At 63.5% G+C, this 18,493-nt stretch carries 18 protein-coding genes and 1 tRNA gene; 6 read left to right on the forward strand and 13 right to left on the reverse strand.

Features of this window, described 5'->3' with window-relative positions:
- Nucleotides 1–4: 4 nt before the first annotated feature.
- The 3 genes from mobF to VMR39_RS12145 all read left to right on the forward strand — a co-directional run bounded on the left by mobF (nucleotide 5) and on the right by VMR39_RS12145 (nucleotide 3,959).
- A complete protein-coding gene (gene mobF, locus VMR39_RS12135) occupies nucleotides 5–2,968 on the forward strand; it encodes a MobF family relaxase (RefSeq protein ID WP_325416255.1) in 2,964 nt (987 codons plus the stop codon).
- Nucleotides 2,965–3,525 (forward strand): lytic transglycosylase domain-containing protein, encoded by a 561-nt coding sequence (locus VMR39_RS12140; RefSeq protein WP_325416236.1) that lies wholly within the window; start codon nucleotides 2,965–2,967, stop codon nucleotides 3,523–3,525. The genes mobF and VMR39_RS12140 overlap by 4 nt, the downstream gene beginning before the upstream one ends.
- A gap of 236 nt (nucleotides 3,526–3,761) precedes the next feature.
- Nucleotides 3,762–3,959, forward strand: a complete 198-nt coding sequence (locus VMR39_RS12145; protein ID WP_325416237.1) for a hypothetical protein — start codon at nucleotides 3,762–3,764, stop codon at nucleotides 3,957–3,959.
- 187 nt (nucleotides 3,960–4,146) lie between these two features.
- On the opposite strand, the gene VMR39_RS12150 is transcribed toward VMR39_RS12145, so the two are convergent.
- From VMR39_RS12150 to VMR39_RS12175, 6 genes are all read right to left on the reverse strand, one after another.
- Nucleotides 4,147–4,222 (reverse strand) — tRNA-Lys (locus tag VMR39_RS12150).
- A gap of 123 nt (nucleotides 4,223–4,345) precedes the next feature.
- Complete coding sequence (rodA, locus tag VMR39_RS12155; RefSeq protein ID WP_325416238.1) at nucleotides 4,346–5,458, reverse strand: rod shape-determining protein RodA; 1,113 nt, start codon at nucleotides 5,456–5,458, stop codon at nucleotides 4,346–4,348.
- A complete protein-coding gene (gene mrdA / locus VMR39_RS12160) occupies nucleotides 5,455–7,518 on the reverse strand; it encodes a penicillin-binding protein 2 (RefSeq protein WP_325416240.1) in 2,064 nt (687 codons plus the stop codon). The genes rodA and mrdA overlap by 4 nt, the downstream gene beginning before the upstream one ends.
- The gene (gene mreD / locus VMR39_RS12165) at nucleotides 7,515–8,042 is read right to left on the reverse strand and encodes a rod shape-determining protein MreD (protein ID WP_325416241.1); all 528 of its coding nucleotides are present in this window, start codon (nucleotides 8,040–8,042) and stop codon (nucleotides 7,515–7,517) included. The genes mrdA and mreD overlap by 4 nt, the downstream gene beginning before the upstream one ends.
- Complete coding sequence (mreC, locus tag VMR39_RS12170) at nucleotides 8,039–8,953, reverse strand: rod shape-determining protein MreC (RefSeq protein WP_325416242.1); 915 nt, start codon at nucleotides 8,951–8,953, stop codon at nucleotides 8,039–8,041. The genes mreD and mreC overlap by 4 nt, the downstream gene beginning before the upstream one ends.
- A gap of 16 nt (nucleotides 8,954–8,969) precedes the next feature.
- Nucleotides 8,970–10,016: a rod shape-determining protein gene (locus VMR39_RS12175; RefSeq protein WP_009821586.1), complete on the reverse strand. Its 1,047-nt coding sequence runs from the start codon at nucleotides 10,014–10,016 to the stop codon at nucleotides 8,970–8,972.
- A 160-nt stretch (nucleotides 10,017–10,176) separates the two neighbouring features.
- On the opposite strand from VMR39_RS12175, the gene mutL reads away from it, so the two are divergent.
- On the forward strand, nucleotides 10,177–11,970 hold the full coding sequence (gene mutL, locus VMR39_RS12180) for a DNA mismatch repair endonuclease MutL (protein WP_325416243.1): 1,794 nt from the start codon (nucleotides 10,177–10,179) through the stop codon (nucleotides 11,968–11,970).
- A 2-nt stretch (nucleotides 11,971–11,972) separates the two neighbouring features.
- Here mutL and VMR39_RS12185 read toward each other — a convergent pair whose 3' ends face one another.
- From VMR39_RS12185 to VMR39_RS12205, 5 genes are all read right to left on the reverse strand, one after another.
- Nucleotides 11,973–12,599 (reverse strand): LysE family translocator, encoded by a 627-nt coding sequence (locus VMR39_RS12185; RefSeq protein WP_325416245.1) that lies wholly within the window; start codon nucleotides 12,597–12,599, stop codon nucleotides 11,973–11,975.
- A gap of 63 nt (nucleotides 12,600–12,662) precedes the next feature.
- Nucleotides 12,663–13,136, reverse strand: coding sequence for a MaoC family dehydratase (locus VMR39_RS12190; protein ID WP_325416246.1), 474 nt, complete (start codon nucleotides 13,134–13,136; stop codon nucleotides 12,663–12,665).
- Between the two features lie 49 nt (nucleotides 13,137–13,185).
- Complete coding sequence (locus VMR39_RS12195; RefSeq protein ID WP_325416247.1) at nucleotides 13,186–13,410, reverse strand: hypothetical protein; 225 nt, start codon at nucleotides 13,408–13,410, stop codon at nucleotides 13,186–13,188.
- 32 nt (nucleotides 13,411–13,442) lie between these two features.
- Nucleotides 13,443–14,717 (reverse strand): alkaline phosphatase family protein, encoded by a 1,275-nt coding sequence (locus VMR39_RS12200; protein ID WP_325416248.1) that lies wholly within the window; start codon nucleotides 14,715–14,717, stop codon nucleotides 13,443–13,445.
- A gap of 79 nt (nucleotides 14,718–14,796) precedes the next feature.
- Nucleotides 14,797–15,315: a DNA-deoxyinosine glycosylase gene (locus tag VMR39_RS12205; RefSeq protein WP_325416249.1), complete on the reverse strand. Its 519-nt coding sequence runs from the start codon at nucleotides 15,313–15,315 to the stop codon at nucleotides 14,797–14,799.
- A gap of 53 nt (nucleotides 15,316–15,368) precedes the next feature.
- On the opposite strand from VMR39_RS12205, the gene VMR39_RS12210 reads away from it, so the two are divergent.
- Complete coding sequence (locus tag VMR39_RS12210) at nucleotides 15,369–16,409, forward strand: DUF2167 domain-containing protein (protein ID WP_325416250.1); 1,041 nt, start codon at nucleotides 15,369–15,371, stop codon at nucleotides 16,407–16,409.
- Nucleotides 16,410–16,456: 47 nt separating this feature from the next.
- Here the strand turns inward: VMR39_RS12210 and ychF are convergent, their stop codons facing one another.
- The gene (gene ychF / locus VMR39_RS12215) at nucleotides 16,457–17,557 is read right to left on the reverse strand and encodes a redox-regulated ATPase YchF (protein ID WP_325416251.1); all 1,101 of its coding nucleotides are present in this window, start codon (nucleotides 17,555–17,557) and stop codon (nucleotides 16,457–16,459) included.
- Nucleotides 17,558–17,710: 153 nt separating this feature from the next.
- Here ychF and VMR39_RS12220 point away from each other — a divergent pair, with 153 nt between their 5' ends.
- The gene (locus tag VMR39_RS12220; protein ID WP_325416253.1) at nucleotides 17,711–18,151 is read left to right on the forward strand and encodes a DUF983 domain-containing protein; all 441 of its coding nucleotides are present in this window, start codon (nucleotides 17,711–17,713) and stop codon (nucleotides 18,149–18,151) included.
- Nucleotide 18,152: 1 nt separating this feature from the next.
- Here the strand turns inward: VMR39_RS12220 and VMR39_RS12225 are convergent.
- Nucleotides 18,153–18,493: short-chain fatty acyl-CoA regulator family protein (locus tag VMR39_RS12225; protein WP_325416254.1), on the reverse strand; the 341-nt coding region annotated here is incomplete at its 5' end.

Consider the following 18,493-nt stretch of genomic DNA (forward strand, 5'->3'; position numbering starts at 1 on the left):
CCTGATGACGCTCAATAATGCCATGTCCAACACTCCATGGTCCCCCGCTCGCCAAAGCCAGGGACGTGTTCAAACATGGGTCACTTCTCAGTGGAAATTACTGGCCTCCCCGGGTCACTTCTCAACGGCAATCAACAGTGAGGGAGAACCGAGCGAGTGGGGTGGCCTGATCGCCCGCGAGCTGGGCTTGCAAGGGCAGGTCGATCCCCAGCGGTTCAAGGAACTCCTCGCCGGCAGTGTCGCTGGCCAGATGCTGGGTCGACACAGGGCGGATGGCTCAGTCGACCATCATCCGGGGTGGGACTTCGCCGTCAACGCGCCAAAGTCGGTGTCAATCATGGCGCTTGTCGGCAAGGACGAACGGGCGCTCGACCTTCACGAGCAGGCCGTTGGCTCAGCACTTGGCTGGCTTGAGGAACATGCCGCGTTTCGGTATCGCAAAGAGGGCGGGATCGCCCATGAGACGACCGGCCGCCTTCTCTTCGCGCGCTTCACCGAACATGCCAGCCGCGAGCTTGATCCGCATCTTCACACCCATGTCGTCGTGATGAACATCACCAACCGAGCCGATGGCGCGCAGATGACAAGCCTTGAGACGCGGGCCATGTTCGCCGAGCAGATGGTAGCGGGCCAGGTATACCGCAATGCCCTGGCCCATGGCCTTCGCGAACTGGGATATGAGATCGATGCTGATCCGCAGCGCGGGTTGTTCGAGATCAAGGACGTCCCTCAAAAGCTGATCCAGCGGATGTCGCAGCGCGCCGAACAGATCAACCAACATGCCACCGAACATGGCCATGCCGGCCAGGCGGCGAGGGTACGGTCCTTTTACCAGACCCGCGGCCCCAAGGAAAAGATCGGCCTGGATGATTTGCATGCCCAATGGCGGGAACGGGCCGGGAAAGAGCTAGCGTCCCTCACCCAGCTTCGCCAATCCGCTGGATATGGCGAGCGAGCGGTATTTGCCGTCGAGCCGGCACTCGCGATCCGGGCCGCGCTGTTTGGGTTGCGGCACAGTGAGACGGGCGAGGCAGTCAACAATCAGGGCCAGATCATCCGATCGGGACTCGCCGCCCATGTCGGTGAGGTTAGGCTCAGCGACCTTCGGCCATATATCCAGGAGCATGAGGCGAGGGGAAAGCTCCTTGCAGGGCGCCATCAGAGCGGGGACGCGATCCTTACCCGCGCAAGGACCAGCCGCAGGACTGTGCGACTCGAACTCGCCCTCTCAAATCACCTGGCCCTTGCTATCGACGATGCGCCGCGCCTGGCGTCCAGCGATCGCCTGCTGCTCGCTCTTGAGGGGGCGGGCCTTACACCGCCCCAGGAACAGGCGCTCGCGCTGCTCGCAGGTTCCCGAGATCGGCTGCTTGGTATCCACGGCGTCGCCGGCTCGGGGAAGTCCACCCTGGTGCGCGTGCTGGCGGCATCACTAGATCCGCAGACCAGGATCCAGGCAATCGCGCCGACCTCTTCGGCGGCGGCCGAGCTGGGAGAGAAAGCAGGGATATCCTCGCGGACGGTTGCCAGTCTCTTGGCGTCCGGCGGTCAGAGGCTCAACGGCAATGATCTGCTCGTCCTTGATGAGGCGGGGCAGGTGGGTAACCGTCAGGCACTAAGGCTCCTTGAGATCAGCCGCGATACCGGCGCACGCATCCTCCTTCTGGGCGATAACAAGCAGACCGGCGCCATCGAGCAAGGCAAGGCGTTCTGGCTTCTCCAGAGGCTGGGGCTCCCCAAGGCAGAGCTCACCGTACCTGTGCGCCAGCAGTCCTCCCTCATGAGAGAGGCTGTGATGCGGGCCCGGCTTGGAGATTATGCTGGCGCGATTGATCGTCTCGACAAGGTCGTGACGGACATGACCGCTGATGCCCTCGCCGGAGACCTTGTTTCGCAATGGGTTCGTCTGAAACCGGCGAATCGCGGCTCGACCAACATCCTTGTTCTCGACAACGCCACGCGCCTGGTCGTGAACGACCAGATCAGACAGGCCCTTCGTGCCGAGGGCGGGATTGCGGCACAGGACAGTCGGTTGCAGGTCCTGACGCCGGCCCGGATGTCGGTCGAGCAAAGGAAGATGGCGCGCTTTTATTCAGGCGGCCAGACGGTGATGTTCAGCCGGGACGACCATCGCTTGGGCGTCACGCGCGAGGCCGAGTATCGGGTCGTGGGGGTAGGGCGGGAACCCAACGGCCGTCCCATCGTGCGACTTGTGGACGAGCAGGGCAGGCAGATCCGTTGGGACCCTCGACTGACCCGCGCGACACAGGTGAATGTCTTTAACAGCGAACAACGCGACCTTGCCCAGGGTGATCGCATCCAGTGGCGCCTTGCGACCAAGGCGCTGGATCTCAAGAACGCCGAACGCGGCACCGTCGAGCAGTTGCATGGTTCGGTTGCCGCCATCCGATGGGATCGGACCGGCGAGGTGCGCGAGGTCGATCTCTCACGGTTCAAGACGTGGGATCATGGCTATGCCGAAACCGTATTTTCCTCGCAATCCAAGACCTATGCCCGCGTCTATGTCCTGGCGCCGGTCGCTTCGCCTCTTGTGAACGGCCAGAACTTCTACACGGCGATCACGCGCGCTCGGTTCGGGGTCAAGCTCTGGACCGAAGATGCAAAGCGACTAACGGACAAGCTCGAGCGTCGCTCCGGCGAGAAGTCCTCGGCCCTCGAGGCCTTGGGACAGCTGGACAGCCGGAAGTCCGATGCCCTCAAAGCCCGACTTGGTCCGTATATCGAAGATGCCCGGGCGTTATGGGCAGAGGGACGGCGTGCCCGCGCACTCGATCGCTCAGCGCGGCGGATCGAAACGGGGCCCGCCGCCGCCGCCCGCCAGGCCATGGAGACTCTCACCCGGCTGTCTCAAGCACTGCTGAAAGGTCGGCCCGAGCAGGCGGATGAGCGATCGGCCACCAAACATCACGAACCTGTGCGTCAGCCACGTAAGGGTCTGGAACGATGATCACCCAGAGCTTGAAAGCGTCAGCGTGCATTGCGGTGCTGCCCCTCGTCCTAGTCGCGATCATTGAAGTTCCGGCAGACGCGAGAATATCCAGGCGCCCATCAACCGAAGCCCAGGAGTTGTTGGTCCGCCAATGTATCCATCACCATTCTCAGGGTCGTGGGTGGCTCGCGCGCACCCTCCTAGCGCTGAGACAGAAAGAGGGCGGCTGGATTGGGGCGCAGGTTCGCAACAGCAATGGCAGCTTCGACCTTGGCCCTATGCAGGTGAATGACTGGTGGGTGCCGAGGATCGCGATGCTTATCGATCGCGATGCCATATCTGTCCGGACCTGGCTGACGCATGATCCTTGCTTCAATGTGGGGACGGCCAAATGGATATTTCTTTCAGCGCTCGCGCAATCCAAAGACTATTGGCAGTCGATCGGCATTTACCATAGCCCCACCAGATGGCGGCAAACCGCTTATGCGCGGGATGTGGCGAGACTTCTCAAAATCATGCCTCGCGCGTCTAGCGCGGCAGCCGCCGGACCGAATATGCCTGGTACCGGAGATTGATGCAGTCGCTCCTGCGCGGGATTTCGGGTGTTGGTGCCCATCATTGCCGTATGGGATAACGACAAGTCAGGCACGCAGGAGCGAATGAGATGAGGATCGCCCGACGGCGAGCCCAAATCTCTGCGGAGAGCAGCTGCCTTCGTTGAGCTTTGTACAAGTCGACGTCAGGTCGATCAATCGGATCGAATCCAAACCAACTGCTATCATCGGGAGTCTGACGATAGGAGATGTATGTCATGATGTCGGTTACCTTGTCGGCAACGCCCAAGGGCAATGGCTATCAGGCGACAGTCACCTTTATGGGTGGACCCGCGATGAGTTCAGTTGAGACTTACCCGACCATAGCAGAAGCGATTGCATCTGCTGCACTGAAGTTGCTTGGGATGCCCGAACGCCTCCATGCGTTGGACAGAGAAGCTCTTTCCGATCAGTGACGTCCAACGCGGCCGTCCCTTTCTGGTTTTGACGATCTGGTTGAGTTGCCCGCTTGGAGGGCACCTTGCGTCTCATTCAATCTCACAAATTTGTGGCCCACAGCGTGGCCCACAGCGGACCAATATCCACAGAACCGCCTTCGCTATCCGGCCCCGCAGGGGTAAGTCGTTCATTATATTGAGATTTTGGTGGACGCACTTGGGCTCGAACCAAGGACCCGCTGATTAAGAGTCAGCTGCTCTACCAACTGAGCTATGCGTCCACGCTGGGCTTTCCGCTCGACCCTGTAGGGTGTCGCTCCGGCGTGGGCGGGCTGTTAGCAGTCGCCCGCGATTCTGCAAACACTAAATTGCTTTGTTACGTAATTTTTTCACAGGAAGCCGGATCAGGCCCAGTTTCCGGGGTTTGCTCTGCGCTTGGTCGACCGGTCGATCGACATGATGATGCCAACACATAGCATGACGGTCAGCATCGACGATCCGCCATAGGACATGAAGGGCAGGGGGATGCCCACCACCGGCGCCAGACCCATCACCATCATCAGGTTGATCGCGACATAGAAGAAGATGGTGGTGGTCAGCCCCGCCGCCGTCAGCCGCGCAAACTTGTCCGGCGTGCGCATCGACACGCGAATGCCCCAGCGGAACAGCAGCAGGAAGGCAACGATCAGCAGCGTTCCGCCCAGCAGCCCCCATTCCTCCGCCATGGTCGCGAAGACGAAGTCGGTATGGCCTTCGGGCAGATAGTCGAGATGACTCTGCGTTCCTTGCAGGAAGCCCTTGCCCCACAGGCCGCCAGATCCGATCGCGATCTTGGACTGGCTGATATGATAGCCTGCGCCCAGCGGATCGCTTTCCGGGTCCATGAAGATGAGGACGCGATTCTTCTGATAGTCGTGCAGGAAACTGAAGGCGATCGGGATGATCGCCGCCACAGCAAGCCCCGACCCTATAAAGAGGCGGAGCGGCAGGCCCGCGAGGAACATGACGGTTATGCCGCCAGCCATGATCATGGTCGCGGTGCCAAGATCAGGCTGCACCAGCACCAGCGCCCAGGGGAAGCCGATCAACACCAGCGCTGGCCAGATCGCGTTCCAGCGGCGTATCTCGCCCACCGGCAGCATCGCGTAGAATTTGGCGACGGCCAGCACGATGATCGGCTTCATGAATTCCGATGGCTGCAACTGCATGAAGCCAAGGTTGATCCAGCGCTGGCTGCCGCCCGCGACGCCGCCGATCAGTTCGACCAGCACCAGCGCGACCAATACCGCGCCATAGGCCGGAAAGGCGAAGCGGTTGAAGATTTCCAGCGGCACGCGGCTGAGGACCAGCGCCATCCCAGAAAAGATGCAGAACCGAACGCCTTGATTGATCGCCCAGGGGAAGATGCTCCCGCCCGCCGCACTGTAGAGCACCAATGTTCCAAAGGTTGCGATAGCCAGCAGCAGCAGCAGTACGCGCCACGGAAATTGAGTCAGAGATTGAGGAACGATGCTCATGGCGCGCCCGTCGCGTTGCTGCCCGGAGGCGGTGGGGCGTCGTTAACGTCTTCGGGAGCCGCGCGCGCCGAAGTATTGACGGCTGCGGCATTGGACGCATTGTCGACGACGGGCGGCAACACCTGCCCCTTCTCGATTGCCTTGGCCAGGCGGAAGGCTGCCATTTGCCGTGCCTGTCGCTCCGCGGGCGGGCCGCCCCAACCCTTTTCCAGCGTCACCAGCTTCTCCATCGCCTTTTCCGGTTCGAACAGAAAGGACATGGTGTCGCTGGCGATCATCGGCGCGTCCTCGTTACGGATCATGTGGCCGCCATGTTCGATGATGCAGGCGACAGCATAGCGCGGATTGTCGAACGGCGCGAAACCCTGGAACAGGGCGTGATCGCGCAGCTTGAAGGCAAGTGAGGCATTGCCGCGCACGCCGCCCGCACGTTCCGCCATGGTGATACGCCGCACCTGCGCCGTACCGGTCTTGCCAGCGATCAGCACGCCCGGCACGCTCATCCGCGCTGCGCCGCCGGTGCCACCGCCATTCACCACCGCGCTCATTGCGTCGCGGATGACGGCCAGATGCTCCTCGCTCACACCGACGGGCGCTGGTGCCGGGCGCTGCGCACCCAGCAGGAAGTTGGGCATCAACTGCTTGCCGGTCGCCAGCCGCGCCGCCATCACTGCCATCTGAAGCGGATTGATGAGCATATAGCCCTGACCGATGGTGGCGTTTACCGTGTCATAAACCTGCCAAGACTGGTTATATTTCCGTTCCTTCCACGCCGGGTCCGGCACGGTGCCATAGCTCTGGCTGGGGAAGGGCAGATCGAAGCGCTGGCCCATACCGACACGCCGCGCCATGCTGGCTATGCGGTCCATGCCGATGCGCTGCGCCATCTGGTAGAAATAGATGTCGCAACTCTGCGCGATCGCGCCGCGCAGATTCAGCGAGCCGTGGCCCCGCCGCTTGTGGCAGTGGAACAGCGTGTTGCCGACCCGGATCGCGCCGGGGCAGTTGATCGTTTCGTGCGGCCCGACACCGGCTTCCAGCAATGCCAGGCCCACCATCGGCTTGACCGTCGATCCGGGCGGATACAGCCCCTGCAACGTCTTGTTGCGCAGCGGGACATGATCGTCCTTCGACAGCATCTCATATTCCAGATGGCTGATGCCATCGGAAAAGCTGTTGGGATCGTAGCTGGGCATGGACGCCATGGCGAGCACGTCACCATTGGCGCAGTCGATCACGACCACAGAACCGCTCTGCGTCGCGAGGCGGCGGCCGGCATATTCCTGAAGCCCCGCATCGATCGTCAGGCGCACCTGCCGTCCCGGTGTATCGGGCCGCGTGGTGAGTTCGCGCACGATCTTGCCGCGCGCAGTGACTTCTACGCGCTTGGCCCCAGGCTTGCCGGTCAGATGGCGATCGAACGCCTTTTCAAGGCCATCCTTGCCGACCTTGAACCCCGGTGTGATCAGCAGCGGGTCTTTCCGCGCCTTATATTCCTCGGCCGATGCGGGCCCCACATAGCCCAGCAGATGGCCGACCGTGGCACCCGCCGGATAGAAACGCGAAAAGCCCTGGCTCGGCGCGACGCCGGGCAGATCGGGCAGCCGTACGCTGATCGCGGCATATTGGTCGTAGGTCAGTTTGTCGGCGACCTGCACCGGGCGGAAGCCCGCCGACTTGTCTAGTTCCTCGCGGATGCGATCGACATCGTCCGGCTCCAGGCTCAGCAACTGGGTGAGGTGGCGGATCGTCGCCTCGCCATCGACCACGCGCTGCGGGATCAGGTCGACCCGGAAATCGGTGCGGTTGTTGGCCAACGGCTTGCCATGTCGATCGAGGATCCAGCCCCTGCGCGGCGGAATGAGCGTCAGGTTGACACGATTGCTTTCTGAAAGGAGGCTGTATTTCTGATTCTCGGCCACGCTGATCCAGGCCATGCGGCCGACCAGCAATGCCCCGATCGCGCCCTGCAACCCGCCCACCACCATGGCCCGGCGCGAGAAGGTGAAGGTCTGGGTGGCTTCGGTGACGATCTTGCGCTTCGAATTTATGAACGTCATGCCATCACGCGCCAGCGATCGATCCGGGCGCACTGCCGGACGATGAAGGGAAAGAGCAGGACCGTCCAGAGCATCTGCGGCGCGACCAACGACAACCTAATTTCGCCTCCGCCCGTGACCCGCGCGAAGAATACACCCCCTATTATGCAGAAGATAATGGCGATGGAGGCGATTAGCCAGTCCTGCTTGTAGCTGCGCCACACCATGCGATGTTCGACATAGTCAATGCCGATCAGCGCGACGGTCCAGAGAAACATGGCGGAACCGAGCGGCTGGCCGCTCACCATGTCGTCGAACAGGCCGAGCGGCAGGCCGATCCAGGCGCGCCACAGTTCGGGCCGCAGCAACCGCCACGACAGCAGCAGCAGCAAGCCGAAAGTCGGCATGACCGGCGACTGGGCGATCAGCGGCACCACGCTGGCCAGCGATCCCAGCAGCACGGTGATGACCGGCGTGCCAGACAGCCGGAAACGGCCAGGATGCCGCCCCAGGCGGGGCACATGCAGCAGATGCGGGTCGATCACGGCGCGCTCGCGTTGCTGGCATTCGCAGCCTCCTGCGGCACAGCCTCTGCCGGGTCGCCGCGCGTCACCACTTCCTCGAAAGCGCGCTCGACCACCACGGCATCGACGCGCGAGGGGTTGGCGAGGGGGAAGCCCCAGGCAATTTCGCCCTCGACCCGCACCACGACCGCGACCGGGATATTGGGCTGATAGATGCCGCCAATCCCCGACGTCACCAGCAGGTCGCCGGGTTTGAACGGGTTGCGGCCGGCGGACAGGGCGCGAATTTCCAGCGATCCGTCTCCCGCGCCGGTCGAGATGGCCGGCACGCTGTCATTGGCGCGGCGGACCGGTACGATGTTTCCGGTATCGGTCAGCAGCAGCACTTCGGCGGTATTGGGTGTCGTACTGTGAACGCGACCGATCAGCCCCTCGGCGGCGCGCACCGGCATGCCCGGCCGCACGCCCTGCCAGCGTCCGGCATTCAGACGCGCAAACCGGCGCGCGCTGGAGGAAGAGGAACTGATCAGGCGCGCGGTCAGCAGGTCGCTCTGATCCTCGTCGACCAGCCGCAGCAGTTTCTTGAGCCGCGCATTTTCCTGCTTGACCGCCTTCGCCTCGATGATGCGGTTGCGATCGGCCTCGACCTGGCGGCGGAGCGCAACATTCTGCGATCCGGCGCGCCAGTAGGAAGCGAGCACCTCGTCCACCGAGTTGACGCCGCTCACCATATTCTTGAGGCCGCTCGACACTGGACGCGTCAATTCGGCCGTGGCAGTGCGCAGCCCGGCAAAGCCGGTCGGGTCGAAAATCGCGACCACGACGAGCAGCAGGCCGGCCGCCGCTCCGGCAACCGCCACCACATAGCTGGCGAAGAGGCTATATTGCGCCTTCCGGTTGATGCCGGGGCGTCGGCTGGGTGGCCGCGCCATCACTCATTCCTTCCGCTCAGGCGGTTTGCAGCACGCCCCGGAAGATCGGATCTTCCATCGCGCGGCCGGTGCCGATCGCGACGCAGGTGAGCGGATCTTCGGCGATGGTTACGGGCAGGCCGGTCTCATCGCGCAGTTCGTCGTCCAACCCCTTGAGCAGCGCTCCACCGCCGGTCAGGACGATGCCCTGGTCCACGATGTCGGCCGCCAGTTCGGGCGCGGTGTTTTCCAGCGCGATGCGAACGCCTTCGACGATGGTGCTGATCGGCTCGGCCAGTGCGTCGGCGATCTGGCCCTGATTGATCGAGATTTCCTTGGGAACGCCATTCACCAGGTCGCGACCCTTGATGTGGATCGTCTCGCCCACGCCATCTTCGGGCGGCTGGGCGACGCCGAACTGCTTCTTGATGCGTTCGGCGGTGGCCTCACCGATCAGGAGATTATGATGGCGACGGACGAAGGACACGATCGCCTCGTCCATCTTGTCGCCGCCGACGCGGACGGAGGTAGTGTAGGCCAGGCCACGGAGCGAGAGGACCGCGACTTCGGTCGTGCCGCCGCCAATATCGACGACCATCGAACCGATCGGCTCGGTCACGGGCATGTCGGCGCCTATCGCGGCGGCCATCGGTTCCTCGATCAGGAAGACCTGCGAAGCGCCGGCGTTGCTGGCGGCGTCGCGGATGGCACGGCGCTCGACGCTGGTCGAACCCGACGGCACGCAGATCACGATTTCCGGCGCGCGCCAGGGGCTGTGCTTGCCGCCATGCACCTTGGTGATGAAGTGCTTGATCATCTGCTCCGCGACATCGATGTCGGCGATGACGCCGTCGCGCAGCGGGCGGATCGCCTCGATCGAATCCGGCGTCTTGCCCATCATCAGCTTGGCGTCTTCACCGACTGCCTTGACCCGCTTGACGCCGTTCAGCGTCTCCACCGCAACCACCGAAGGCTCGTTCAGAACGATGCCGCGGCCGCGCACATAGACCACCGTATTGGCGGTGCCGAGGTCGATAGCCATATCCTGAGAGGAGAATTTCAAGAGACGCGAGAAGATCGACATGCCTTATCCTGTTTCGCCCGCCGTCCCCGCGACGCGTTAAGGGGTTCGGTCGGATTTCGGTTCGCTGGTCCGTTCCTCTCAGCTTCCTTGCGCCTTGCAGTGCAAAAAATTTGAGGTTCGCGGCTCGCGGAAAGCGCTCGCTTGGGCTAGTCACTAATCAATGTCAATACGCCGTCTACCCGAACATCTGGTCAATCGTATCGCTGCCGGCGAAGTGGTCGAAAGACCCGCCAGCGCGCTCAAGGAAATCGTTGAAAACGCTTTGGACGCCGGCGCGACTCGCGTTGCCGTTCGATTGTCCAATGGCGGGCTCGATCGGGTCGAGGTCAGCGACGATGGCTGCGGCATGGATTCGGCCGATATGGCGCTGGCGCTGGAACGACATGCCACGTCCAAACTGCCCGACGATGCTATTGAAAATGTGGCCACTTTGGGTTTCCGCGGTGAAGCGTTGCCGTCGATCGCCAGCGTCGCCCGCCTGTCGATCGACAGCCGTACGCGCGGCAGCGACGGCTGGAACCGCACGGTCGATAACGGCCGGCTGGTGTCTGAGGGACCGGCGGCCTTGCCGCCGGGCACGCGCGTCACCGTCGAACAATTGTTCGGCAAGGTGCCTGCGCGGCGCAAATTCCTGCGCTCGCCCAAGGCCGAATATGCCGCCTGTCTCGACATCGTCCGCCGGCTTGCCATGGCGCATCCCTCCGTCGCCTTCTCGGTCGAGCATGACGGGCGCCGGGTGCTCGGTGTGCAGGAAAATGACGCGCGGGAGGATCGGGTCGCTGCTCTCACCGACCGCCAACTGGCCGACAATCATGTGATCGTGAGCCTCGAGCGCGACGGTGTGCAACTGTCGGGTGTCGCGTCGCTCCCGACCTACAATCGGGGCGTTGGCGATCATCAATATCTGTTCGTCAATGGCCGTCCGGTGAAGGACCGGCTGCTGATCGGCGCGCTGCGTGGCGCCTATGCCGACATGCTGGCGCGCGATCGGCATCCGGTTGTGGCACTGTTCCTCGACGTTCCGCCGCTGGAGGTGGATGTCAACGTCCATCCCGCCAAGACCGAAGTCCGCTTTCGCGACCCCGCGCTGATCCGCGGCATGATCGTGTCCGGCCTGCGCCGAGCGCTCGATGCCGAAGGGTTCCGCGCCGTCCAGCATGCCGATCCGGCCGGTCTGTCCGCCTGGAAGCCGGAGCCGATCTCCCCGACCCCGATCAGCACCCTGCCGATCTTCGAAGCGGCGGCCGGGCCTGCTCCGGTCAGCTACAACCAGTTCGTGCAATCCTCCTTCGCGGATCGCCGACCGTCCTTCCAGACGCCTCCGCCGCAGGCCCGTGCCGAACCCGCCGCCGCGCCTGCGCCCGAAGGCCACAGCTTCCCGCTCGGCGTCGCGCGCGGGCAGGTGGCGCGCACCTACATCGTCGCGGAGGCGGAGGACGGTCTCGTCATCGTCGACCAACATGCCGCGCATGAGCGGTTGACGCTCGAACGGATGCGCCGTGCGATGGAGGGGCAGGGCGTCGCCAGTCAGGCTCTCCTGCTGCCCGAAGTCGTGGAATTGGACGAACCCGCCTGCGATCGGCTGGAGGTGCGGACGGCAGAACTCAAGGATTTCGGCCTTGACTTGGAGCGGTTCGGACCGTCAGCCATGCTGGTTCGCGCGGTCCCGGCCATGCTCGGCCAATCTGACGTGCAGGGCATGGTGACGGACCTTGCCGACGATCTCGCCGCCTATGACAGCGCTTTGTCACTGAAGGAAAGGCTGGACCTCGTCGCCGCGACCATGGCTTGCCACGGATCGGTCCGTGCTGGTCGCGTTCTGAGCGTCGCGGAAATGAACGCGCTACTCCGCGAAATGGAGGTCACGCCGCGCTCCGGCCAGTGCAACCACGGGCGCCCGACCTGGGTGAAGCTCGGCCATGGCGATATCGAGAAGCTGTTCGGGCGGAAATAGTCCTATCGCTCTACCGCCATTCGCACAGCCAGCCCGCCCAGCACCGTCCCCATGAACCAGCGCTGGACCGTGAGCCAACGCGGGCGGCCGTAGAGGAATCCGGCGATTGATCCGGCGAGGCAGGCGATTATTGCGTTGACCGACAGGCTGATGACGATCTGCGTCGCGCCGAGCATCAGCGACTGGCCCAGCACATGGCCGCGTTCCGGGTCGACGAACTGCGGCAGCAACGACAGATAGATCATCGCGACCTTGGGATTGAGCAGGTTCGTCACCAGCCCCATGGAGAAGAGCCGGCGCGGACTATCCTGCGGCAGGGCGCGAACCTGGAAGGGGGATCGCCCACCCGGCCTCACCGCGCTCCACGCCAGCCAGAGCAGGTAGAGCGCCCCGCCGATGCGCAGCGCATCATAGGCGAAGGGCACCGCCATCAGCAGCGCGGTGATGCCGAAGGCCGCGCTCACCATGTAGAAAAGAAAGCCGCAGGCCACGCCCAGCAGCGATATCATGCCCGCGCCGCGCCCTTGAGAGATGGACCGCGACACCAGATAAATCATGTTCGGTCCCGGCGTCAGCACCATGCCCAGCGATAGGAGTGCGAAGGCGATCAGATGAGCGGCACTCGGCATGGCTATCCCCTAACGGTGTGATGCCGTCCGCCTAGCCCGAACGAGCGGCACGGGGCAGGGCCACTATGAGGGCGTTGGCCGCGTCCGCCACATGGCGATCGGGATCATCGTCATGACCGGCTGGTCGTCCTGATTGAGGATCGTCACCTTGTTGCGGACGATCCCCATTTCTGGACGGCTCTGCGACGCTTTCTTGTCGACTACCTCGCTCCGTCCGCGCAGCGTGTCGCCGGGCCGCACCGGCCGCAGCCAGCGCAGTTCGTCCACGCCCATCGCACCCAGGCTGGCGGCCTGACGGCCCGGATGCGCCTGCATTTCGGCGACGAACATCTTCATGAACAGCGCCGTCGTGTGCCAGCCGCTGGCTGAGATGGTGCCGAAATGCGTCTTGGCCGCCGCTTCATCCGATAGGTGGAAGGGTTGCGGATCGAACTCGGCAGCGAAGGCGAGAGTCTCGTCCCGCGAGACGGTCAGCGGTCCGAAATCAAAACTGTCTCCGACAACTATGTCCTCGAAATAGAGAATCTCGTCCTGCATTAGCCGTCTCCTGTTGTGACGGACGATGTAGGACTGCCTTCCGTTTACGTCAATGTGAGGTGATGATGATCGAAGGATGGCCGCGCGGCACGCTCAGGCTGGCGTGAGTGCTGATCGTGCCGACGGGCACCGACACCTGATCCACGACGAAACCGTCGGGTGCGGGATCGTCCGACGTCACGCCGAACACGAAGGGAAAGCCGGCGAACCAGCTTTGCACCTTGAATATGGCAGGCGCGCCGGCCAGCGGGGTGACGGTGGCGGCGGTCAACATCTGGCAACAGGTCAGAGGATGGGAGAGTGCCCTCAGCGCGCCAACAGGCCGGACAGCGCGGCCGGATCGCCGTCCGATGCGCGCGGCGACACGCCGATCAGGCGAGCGAGCAGCGGATAGACGTCTACATTGGCAAAGCCGTCAGCCGGCGTCTTCGCGCCCTTTGCAAAGGCCGGGCCTTTGGCGATGAACAGCGCCTGCATTTCCGGTGCGCGATCGTCCCATCCATGGTTGCCGCCCGACACCGTTCCCTTGGGCATGCTGGCCTGGATTTCCCAGCCGGTTTCGCCAAGGCAGAAATAGGGGGGGATGCGCCGATGCGTGCCATAGTGGAAGCGCGCCGGAATCTCCGCCTTGCGCCAGCATTGCATGTGCGCCGCGGGCTTGAGGAGCGCGGCTTCCAGCTTCCTTTCATGGCCCGGCACGGCGACGATGCTGGCATAGGGGCCACTTTCGACGATGCGATAGTCGGCCGGGTTCGCGATCGTGTCGAGCGCGATGATGCGGTCGGTTGAGCGCGCCGCCATGCCATGGTCCGCCAGTATCACGAGATTGGCGGGCTGCCCCATCGCCTTCAGTCCCGCCACCAGATCACCGATATGCGCGTCGACGTCGGCAATGGCCTGTGTCGTTTCCGGTGCATCCGGCCCTTTCACATGGCCCGCAGTGTCGACAGTATCAAAATAGAGCGTCACGAAGCGCGGACGGATGTCGGCCGGCCGTCGCAGCACGTCCAGCACCATGTTGACACGCTGGGTGCCGCTGATCTGCTGGTTGAACTGCGCCCAGTCGCTGGGGCGCGTGCCGCCATGGATGGCGCGGGGCCAGTCCTTGTCCTGGCTGCCGCCCCACGGCACGTTGGAACCGGGCCAGAACATGGTCGCCGTGCGCACGCCCGCCTTTTCCGCCGTTACCCAGATCGGCTCGGCATCGTTCCACCAGTAAGGATCGTCGCTTGCCATGGTGAACTTCTCATCGGGCCGGCTGTCATCCTCCATGCTGTTCGCGATGATGCCGTTGCGGTCTGGCCGGTCGCCGGTGACGATCGCCCAGTGATTGGGGAAGGTCTTGGTCGGGAAGGAGGGGCGCATCGGCGCCTCTATGCCGCCGCTGGCCAGCACCGCCAGATTGGGCGTCACGCCGCGCTGGAGATAATCGGCGCGGAACCCATCGATCGATATAAGGATGGTGACGGGCGCGCGCTGTTCCGCCTGCCCAACCGGCGCGGGGCGCTCGATGGTGGCGGTGGCGCAGGCGCTCAGTGCGCCAATAGCGAGGAAGGCAGGGACAAGCGTACGGGACAGCATGGCGACTCTTCGGATTTTCTTCGGATAAAAGCCGCTTAGCAGCGATGTGATGACGGTAAAGTGACGTTTTGGTAGGCTTTCATTCCAGATGGCCACGCAAGGCACTCCAGGCGTGGCGTTTCGCCTCGCGGGACAGGCTGGCAAAGGCGCCGCTGGAAGAAGGAAGATCGATAAGCGCCAGCCCCGGCTGTTCGCCCAGTTGGCGCCGGCCATGCAGGCTTGCGGTCTTGCCGTTGAAGCCGATCGCCCGCAACGCCGGAAGCCGCTCAACGAACAGCCCAAGGTCGCGCAGTTCCGCGCCCCTGATGCTGCTGTCGAGGCTGCCGGGCCGTTCTGCGCTTTCGATCACGTCCCAAAGGCCGACGCCTCGTGCCCGCAACCGCTTAAGTCGCATCGCATAGGGTTGCCCGCGCAAATCCTCGCCCAGCACGTCGCCGATCAACTGCCAGAAGGCATTGCCCCGATGGGCATAATATTCGCCCTGCTTGATCGACGCGTCGCCCGGCAGGCTCCCCAGTATCAGCAGTCTCGTCTGCGCATCGACGCTGGGCGGGAAGGCGATCTTTCTGGGCGCGCGCGCAAATAGTCTTTCAGTCATTGCCATCTATCCGTTTATTTCTAGATTGTTACCCGTCCAAGGGGGGATTAGTCATGAGAAATATGTGGGGCGCTGTCGGCGCCATGCTGCTGTTCGGCGCAACACCTGGGCCGGTGCTGGCGCAGCAGTCCGCGCCGACCGCCGAACAACGCGCCTATGAGGTAAAGGTCAAGGACATGCTGCAACGGCAGCAGCCGCAGACCGGCGATATCGCGCTGCCGGACGCGAAGGCGACGCTGCATCTGGGCAAGGATTATTATTATTATCTCGACGCCAAGGCCGCGCGCGAGGTGATCGTCGATGCGTGGGGCAATCCCGCCGCACAGGCGGACGGCGTGCTGGGGCTTGTCTTCCCGGCGGGCAAGACCTTCCTCGACGACGATGCATGGGGCGCGGTCATCACCTATGACCAGAGCGGCTATGTGAAGGATGACGACGCGGCTTCGACCGACTTCGACGCGCTGATGACCGACATGAAGTCTGGCGAGGAAGAGCGGAACAAGGAACGGGCCGACGCGGGCTATCCGCCGGTGCATCTGGTCGGCTGGGCGGAACGCCCTGCTTATGACCGCGCGCATCACAGCGTGGTCTGGGCCCGCAACCTCCAGTTCGGCAGCGGCGGCGACGGGTCGCTTAACTATGATGTGCGGCTGCTGGGGCGTTTTGGCGTGCTCAGCCTCAACATGATCTCGACCATGTCGCATTTGCCCGAAGTGAAGGCGGCAGCGTCGAAGTTCGGCGCGTCCGTCACCTTCGATCAGGGTGCGCGCTATGCCGATTTCGTACCCGATGTGGACAAGGTAGCCGAATATGGCATTGGCGGTCTGGTCGCCGCCGGCGCAGGCCTGCTCGCGGCGAAGAAGCTGGGCTTTCTGGCGCTGATCCTGGCATTCGGCAAGAAGCTGCTGATCCCGATCATCCTTTTCTTCGGCGTCGGCTGGCGCTGGATCAAGGCGAAGTTCAGCCGGACCAAGCCCGAAGCGGAAGAAACGGCCGCGCATGAGACGGTCGCCGATGAGCCATTGGCTCCAAGCGAAGCAGAGCCAACCGTCGATGCGCCGGCGGCAAGCGCACCGCGTCCCGCCGAACATTGAAAGATCATGGCGGGGGAGGGCGCACGGCTCGTCCCCCGCCGATCCGATCAGACGTTGAAGCGGAACAGCATGATGTCGCCGTCCTGCGTCACATATTCCTTGCCTTCGGAACGCCACTTACCCGCTTCCTTGGCACCGGTTTCGCCGTTGTACTGGACATAGTCCGCATAGGCCATGGTTTCGGCGCGGATGAAGCCCTTCTCGAAATCGGTGTGGATCGCGCCGGCCGCCTGGGGCGCCTTGCTGCCATTGGTCACGGTCCAGGCGCGCGCTTCCTTCGGCCCGACGGTGAAGAAGGTGATGAGGCCCAGCAGTTCATAACCTGCGCGGATAATGCGGGCGAGGCCGGCTTCGGTCAGGCCCAGCGCTTCCAGATATTCGGCGCGCTCCTCGATCGGCATGGTGATGAGTTCCGCCTCGATCGCGGCGGACACGATCACCGCCTTGGCATTTTCTGCCGCAGCCTTTTCGAACACGCGGGCCGAATGGGCGTTGCCGGTGGCGGCGCTTTCTTCCTCGACATTGCAGACATAGAGGACGGGCTTGGACGTCAGCAACTGCGCCTGTGCGAAGAGGCGTTCTTCCTCGACATCCTTGGGTACCGTCAGACGCGCGGGCTTTCCGTCGCGGAGCAGGTCGAGCGCCTGTCCCAGCACGGACGCGGCGGCCTTGGCCTCCTTGTCGCCCTGCGCCGCCTTCTTGGCGAGGTTGGGGACGCGCTTTTCCAGGCTTTCAAGGTCTGCCAGCATCAGTTCCGTCTCGACCGTATCGGCATCGGCGATGGGGTCGACCTTGCCCTCGACATGGGTGATGTCGCCATCCTCGAAGCAACGCAGCACATGGACAATCGCGTCTGTCTCGCGGATATTGGCCAGGAACTGGTTGCCGAGGCCTTCACCCTTGGACGCGCCGCGCACCAGACCGGCAATGTCGACGAAACTCAGCTGCGTCTCGATGATCTTGGCGCTGCCGCCGATCTTCGCGATGGTCTGGAGCCGCTCGTCTGGCACGGCGACCCGGCCCTCGTTCGGCTCGATCGTGCAGAAGGGGTAATTCGCCGCCTGCGCGGCCTGCGTTTCGGTCAGCGCATTGAACAGGGTGGACTTGCCCACATTGGGAAGACCGACGATACCGCAACGAAAGCCCATTTGACTGCCTTATAAGATCAGGTTGATTGGCGCGCCCGATAGCGCTTTGTGGACATAAAGGCCAGCCTTTGGGCGAAGGCGCAAGGGTGGGACAAAAGGCGCAGTTGAATTGCGCCGGGTCTTGACGAAATGGGGCGGATGACTGGAGACGAGATGGAACAGAACAGCCAGGCCTATTGGATTGATGAGTCCGGCCGCCAATGGCAGAAGCGTCCGGCGCACGAAACCGGCACTCTCGGCCGTTGCCCGCGTTGCGGCGAAGGGCATATCTTCCACGGTTTCCTGACCGTGCGCGACCATTGCGAAGTGTGCGGCCTCAACTACAGCTTCGCCGATCCGGCCGACGGCCCGGCCGTCTTCGTCCAGCTTTTCGCCTGCGTACCCGGCGTCGTCTTCATCATCATGCTGGAGATATTGGCACGGCCGGGCATCTGGGTGCATCTGGCGGTCGGCGTGCCGGTGCTGATCCTGACCACCGTCCTACCGCTGCGCCCGATCAAGGGCTGGCTGATCGCGGCCCAATTCACGACGAAGGCACAGGAAGCGGGGACGGCGGACCTATGGTCGAAATTGCACGGGCCGCCTTCGGAATAGCTTATCCGATCCAGTAAGGCACGATCTGGCGATTGTCCGGGTCGACATGGATCGGCCGGTCCGCGGGTGGGAAAGCGCGCTGGTCACAGCTCTGGCGTGGGCAGAGGCGGCAGGTGATGCCGATCGGCGTCGCCGCACCTTCCTCCTGCAAATGCAGCCCGTCAGCATAGACGAAGTTCGCCGCATGGGCGACTTCGCACCCCAGCACGACGGCATAACGGCGCGGCGTGCGCTTGTAGCTGCCCGAAGGCTTCACCAGCCCCTTGGCCATAGACACATAGCGGACCCCGTCTGGTGTCTCGCCCAGTTGCACGTTGATCCGATCGGGCACGGCCACCGCCT

Source organism: Sphingobium sp. (assembly GCF_035511395.1).
In the GTDB taxonomy this organism is placed as follows: Bacteria; Pseudomonadota; Alphaproteobacteria; order Sphingomonadales; family Sphingomonadaceae; genus Sphingobium.

Excerpts from the sequence above, each read along its gene's own strand:
- mobF (WP_325416255.1), top strand. The coding sequence starts at position 5 with ATGACGCTCAATAATGCCATGTCCAACACTCCATGGTCCCCCGCTCGC.
- VMR39_RS12140 (WP_325416236.1), top strand. The coding sequence starts at position 2,965 with ATGATCACCCAGAGCTTGAAAGCGTCAGCGTGCATTGCGGTGCTGCCC.
- VMR39_RS12145 (WP_325416237.1), top strand. The coding sequence starts at position 3,762 with ATGATGTCGGTTACCTTGTCGGCAACGCCCAAGGGCAATGGCTATCAG.
- rodA (WP_325416238.1), bottom strand. The coding sequence starts at position 5,458 with ATGAGCATCGTTCCTCAATCTCTGACTCAATTTCCGTGGCGCGTACTG.
- mrdA (WP_325416240.1), bottom strand. The coding sequence starts at position 7,518 with ATGACGTTCATAAATTCGAAGCGCAAGATCGTCACCGAAGCCACCCAG.
- mreC (WP_325416242.1), bottom strand. The coding sequence starts at position 8,953 with ATGGCGCGGCCACCCAGCCGACGCCCCGGCATCAACCGGAAGGCGCAA.
- VMR39_RS12175 (WP_009821586.1), bottom strand. The coding sequence starts at position 10,016 with ATGTCGATCTTCTCGCGTCTCTTGAAATTCTCCTCTCAGGATATGGCT.
- mutL (WP_325416243.1), top strand. The coding sequence starts at position 10,177 with ATGTCAATACGCCGTCTACCCGAACATCTGGTCAATCGTATCGCTGCC.
- VMR39_RS12185 (WP_325416245.1), bottom strand. The coding sequence starts at position 12,599 with ATGCCGAGTGCCGCTCATCTGATCGCCTTCGCACTCCTATCGCTGGGC.
- VMR39_RS12190 (WP_325416246.1), bottom strand. The coding sequence starts at position 13,136 with ATGCAGGACGAGATTCTCTATTTCGAGGACATAGTTGTCGGAGACAGT.
- VMR39_RS12195 (WP_325416247.1), bottom strand. The coding sequence starts at position 13,410 with ATGTTGACCGCCGCCACCGTCACCCCGCTGGCCGGCGCGCCTGCCATA.
- VMR39_RS12200 (WP_325416248.1), bottom strand. The coding sequence starts at position 14,717 with ATGCTGTCCCGTACGCTTGTCCCTGCCTTCCTCGCTATTGGCGCACTG.
- VMR39_RS12205 (WP_325416249.1), bottom strand. The coding sequence starts at position 15,315 with ATGACTGAAAGACTATTTGCGCGCGCGCCCAGAAAGATCGCCTTCCCG.
- VMR39_RS12210 (WP_325416250.1), top strand. The coding sequence starts at position 15,369 with ATGAGAAATATGTGGGGCGCTGTCGGCGCCATGCTGCTGTTCGGCGCA.
- ychF (WP_325416251.1), bottom strand. The coding sequence starts at position 17,557 with ATGGGCTTTCGTTGCGGTATCGTCGGTCTTCCCAATGTGGGCAAGTCC.
- VMR39_RS12220 (WP_325416253.1), top strand. The coding sequence starts at position 17,711 with ATGGAACAGAACAGCCAGGCCTATTGGATTGATGAGTCCGGCCGCCAA.